Raw genomic sequence first — 3,483 nt, forward strand, 5'->3', positions numbered from 1 at the left:
AAAAGATCGTCCGAACGCGGCCCGAACCTTCAAAAGATCGTCCGAACGCGGCCCGAACCTTCGGCAGCCCCTACAGATATTTCGTTATATGTGTTCCCCGGAATTCCGTGAAGAACCAAAAAAAAGCCCGCAGTGAGACGGGCTAAAAGGGTGAGACACAAGAAGGGGTGGAGCTCTCCARCCCACCTGTTGTTATCTGGAGTTAAAGCGCCGCAGCGATTGCCATTCCGACATCCTGGGTCGAGCCCTGTCCACCCAGATCAGGGGTGATCGGTCCCTCGGAGATGACCTGCTCGATGGCCTTGAGAATACCGTCATGGGCCGCCCGGTAGCGCTCATCGCCATTGCCCAGGAAGTCCAGCATCAAGGCACCGGACCAGATCATTGCAATCGGGTTGGCGATGTTCTGCCCATAGATATCCGGCGCCGAACCATGGACCGGTTCGAACAGCGAAGGAAAGCGCCGCTCCGGATCGAGGTTGGCCGAGGGGGCGATGCCGATGGTACCGGCGCAGGCCGGTCCCAGGTCGGACAGAATGTCGCCGAACAAATTCGACGCCACCACCACATCGAAACGATCTGGTTGCAGCACGAAGCGCGCACAGAGAATGTCGATGTGTTGCTTGTCCCAAGTGACGTCCGGGTACTGCTGCGCCATTAACGCCGTGCGTTCATCCCAGTACGGCATGCTGATGGAAATGCCGTTGGACTTGGTGGCCGCGGTCAGACGTTTGCGCGGCCGGGTCTGGGCCAGGTCGAAGGCGAACTTGAGAATCCGGTCCACGCCGCGCCGAGTGAACACCGACTCCTGCAGCACGAACTCATGCTCGGTGCCTTCGAACATCTTGCCGCCGACCGACGAATACTCGCCCTCAGTGTTCTCGCGGATCACCACGAAATCGATGTCCCCGGCTTCGCGCCCGGCCAGCGGACACGGCACACCAGGAAACAGCCGCACCGGACGGATATTCACGTATTGGTCAAAGTCACGGCGAAACTTCAGCAGCGAACCCCACAGGGAAATGTGATCCGGCACTTTGTCCGGCCAGCCCACGGCGCCAAAGTAAATCGCATCGAAGCCCTTGAGTTGTTCGAACCAGTCGGCAGGCATCATCTGCCCGTGTTCCAGGTAGTAATCGCAGTGGGCCCAATCGAGCACTTCGATGCTCAAGTCCAGCTGCCATTTCTTCGCGGCCTGCTCCAGTACCCGCAGCCCTTCAGGCAAGACTTCCTTGCCGATACCATCGCCGGCAATCGCGGCGATTCTGAATGGTTTGCTCATCAATCGTGGCTCCTCAATGTCCTGTTCAAACGCTGACCGGATCACAGCCCACCGATGTGGAAGGCTTTGACTTCAAGGTATTCATCCAGCCCGTACTTGCTGCCCTCACGGCCCAGACCCGATTGTTTGATACCGCCGAATGGGGCGACTTCCATGGAGATGAGCCCGGTGTTGAGACCGATCATGCCAAACTCCAGCGCCTCACCGAAGCGCCATGAACGGCGCAAATCCTGGGTGAAGAAATAGGCGCCCAAGCCATAAGGCGTGGCATTGGCCAGGGCCAGCGCTTCTTCTTCACTGGTGAAGCGCATCAGCGGTGCGACTGGGCCGAAAGTTTCTTCGTTGGCCAGCAACATCCCGGCATGGGCCTCACCGAGCACCGTCGGCTGGACGAACTGGCTGTCGCCTTCGGGGATGCCGCCACAGAGCAGACGGGCTCCCTGACTCAAAGCATCGTCGATATGTCGAGCGACCTTGCTCACCGCCGCCGCATTGATCAGTGGGCCGATGGTCACCTCAAAGTCCAGGCCATTGCCGACCTTGAGCTTGCCCACCTCCTCCACCAGACGCTGGGCGAAGCGCTCGTAGATCCCGTCCTGCACCAGAATCCGGTTGGCGCAAACGCAGGTCTGGCCGGCGTTGCGGAACTTGCTGAGCATGATGCCGGCCACTGCCTGTTCCAGATCAGCGTCATCGAACACAATGAACGGCGCGTTACCGCCCAGTTCCAGGCTCAAGCGCTTGATGTGTTCGGCGCTCTGGCGCATCAGCAGCCGACCGACAGCAGTGGAACCGGTGAAGGAGATCTTGCGCACCGTCGGGTTGCCGGTCAGTTCTTCGCCGATGCCGACAGGCATACCGGTCACTACGTTGAACACCCCGGCCGGAATGCCGACGCGCTCGGCGAGCACCGCCAGAGCCAGGGCGGACAGCGGAGTCAGATCCGAGGGTTTGACGATGACCGGGCAGCCGGCCGCCAAAGCGGGTGCGCATTTGCGGGTGATCATCGCGTTGGGGAAGTTCCACGGGGTGATCGCGGCGCAGACGCCAACCGGCTGTTTAAGCGTGAGCAAGCGGCGGTCGCCGCTGGGTGCCGGGATGGTTTCGCCGTAAACCCGACGGGCTTCTTCGGCGAACCATTTGACGAAACTGGCGCCATAGCGGACCTCGCCCTTGGCTTCATTCAGCGGCTTGCCTTGCTCGCAGGTCATGATCAACGCGAGATCGTCCAGGTTGTCGATCATCGCCTGATACCAGCGTTCCAGCAGCGCCGCCCGTTCTGCCGCCGGGCGTGCGCGCCAGGCCGGCCAGGCGCGTTCGGCAGCGTCGATGGCGCGTCGGGTTTCGCTGCCTTGCATCGCGGGTACGCGGGCGAGCAACTGGCCGCTGGCCGGGTCGATAACGTCCAGGGTGGCGGCGTTGTCGGCGCTGATCCACTGACCGTCGATGTAAGCGAGTTCTACCAGCAGGCTGGGGTCTTTCAGGCGATTGTTGAGCATGGTCGAGTCCTGTTCCGAGACAGCCTCCAGTCTATTGTGTCGCCACAGACGAGGATGCTGAAAGCGCCGCCCCGGCAGCGTCGAATGCTGAAAATCGGCATTCGACGGCAGGCTCTACTGTTGGTGGGGTGATGGATACTGTCGCGGTCAGACGATGCAGTGCTTGACGATGTCATTTCAGTTCGCAGGCCAAGGCTCGGCGGCATTCGCCTGGGAATTTCGCAAGAGTTACGAGCGGCTAGCGTTTTTTTTGAGAGGGCATAGGTATCTACACATTCCGTGGGCTACAGCGATTCACTGTCGGGGCTTGGTGCTTGGGGCTTGGGGCTGGGAGTACATATCCGTTTCTGCGGTAACGGCCGCTGGAGGTTTCGCTTTTACAGCGAGTCACTTTCGAAAAGCGCGAAAGTAACCAAAGCGCTTCTGCCCCGCCATTCGGTGCCTCGCCTAGGCTCGGCATGCCCTCACTCCGGCATTGCTCCGGGGGCCCGCCGCCATCGGCCATCCATGGCCCAGAGTGTGTAAAAACTGGTTCAAACATCGTCGACACTAGCGCCGACGATGTTTGGCTGGCTAACTACACCTAAAGCGCTCTTCGTAGCTCCAGCCCGCTTTTAATGCCACCAGTAACGCTTCTCAGCTCGTCCATCGGGCAAAACAGAAGGCTTTTCAGGCCGCCAGCGCTTTCATCAGATTCTGCGT

At 60.3% G+C, this 3,483-nt stretch carries 2 protein-coding genes; both read right to left on the reverse strand.

All coding sequences use genetic code 11. The annotated features are described in order from the left end of the window. Nucleotides 1-202 precede the first annotated feature (202 nt). Nucleotides 203-1,282, reverse strand: coding sequence for a tartrate dehydrogenase (locus AC1DXW_RS30790; protein WP_477756522.1), 1,080 nt, complete (start codon nt 1,280-1,282; stop codon nt 203-205). Between the two features lie 41 nt (nt 1,283-1,323). Further along, the gene (locus AC1DXW_RS30795) at nt 1,324-2,781 is read right to left on the reverse strand and encodes an NAD-dependent succinate-semialdehyde dehydrogenase (RefSeq protein ID WP_477756523.1); all 1,458 of its coding nucleotides are present in this window, start codon (nt 2,779-2,781) and stop codon (nt 1,324-1,326) included. Nucleotides 2,782-3,483 lie beyond the last annotated feature (702 nt).

It is taken from the genome of Pseudomonas sp. P4_C4 (assembly GCF_056402055.1).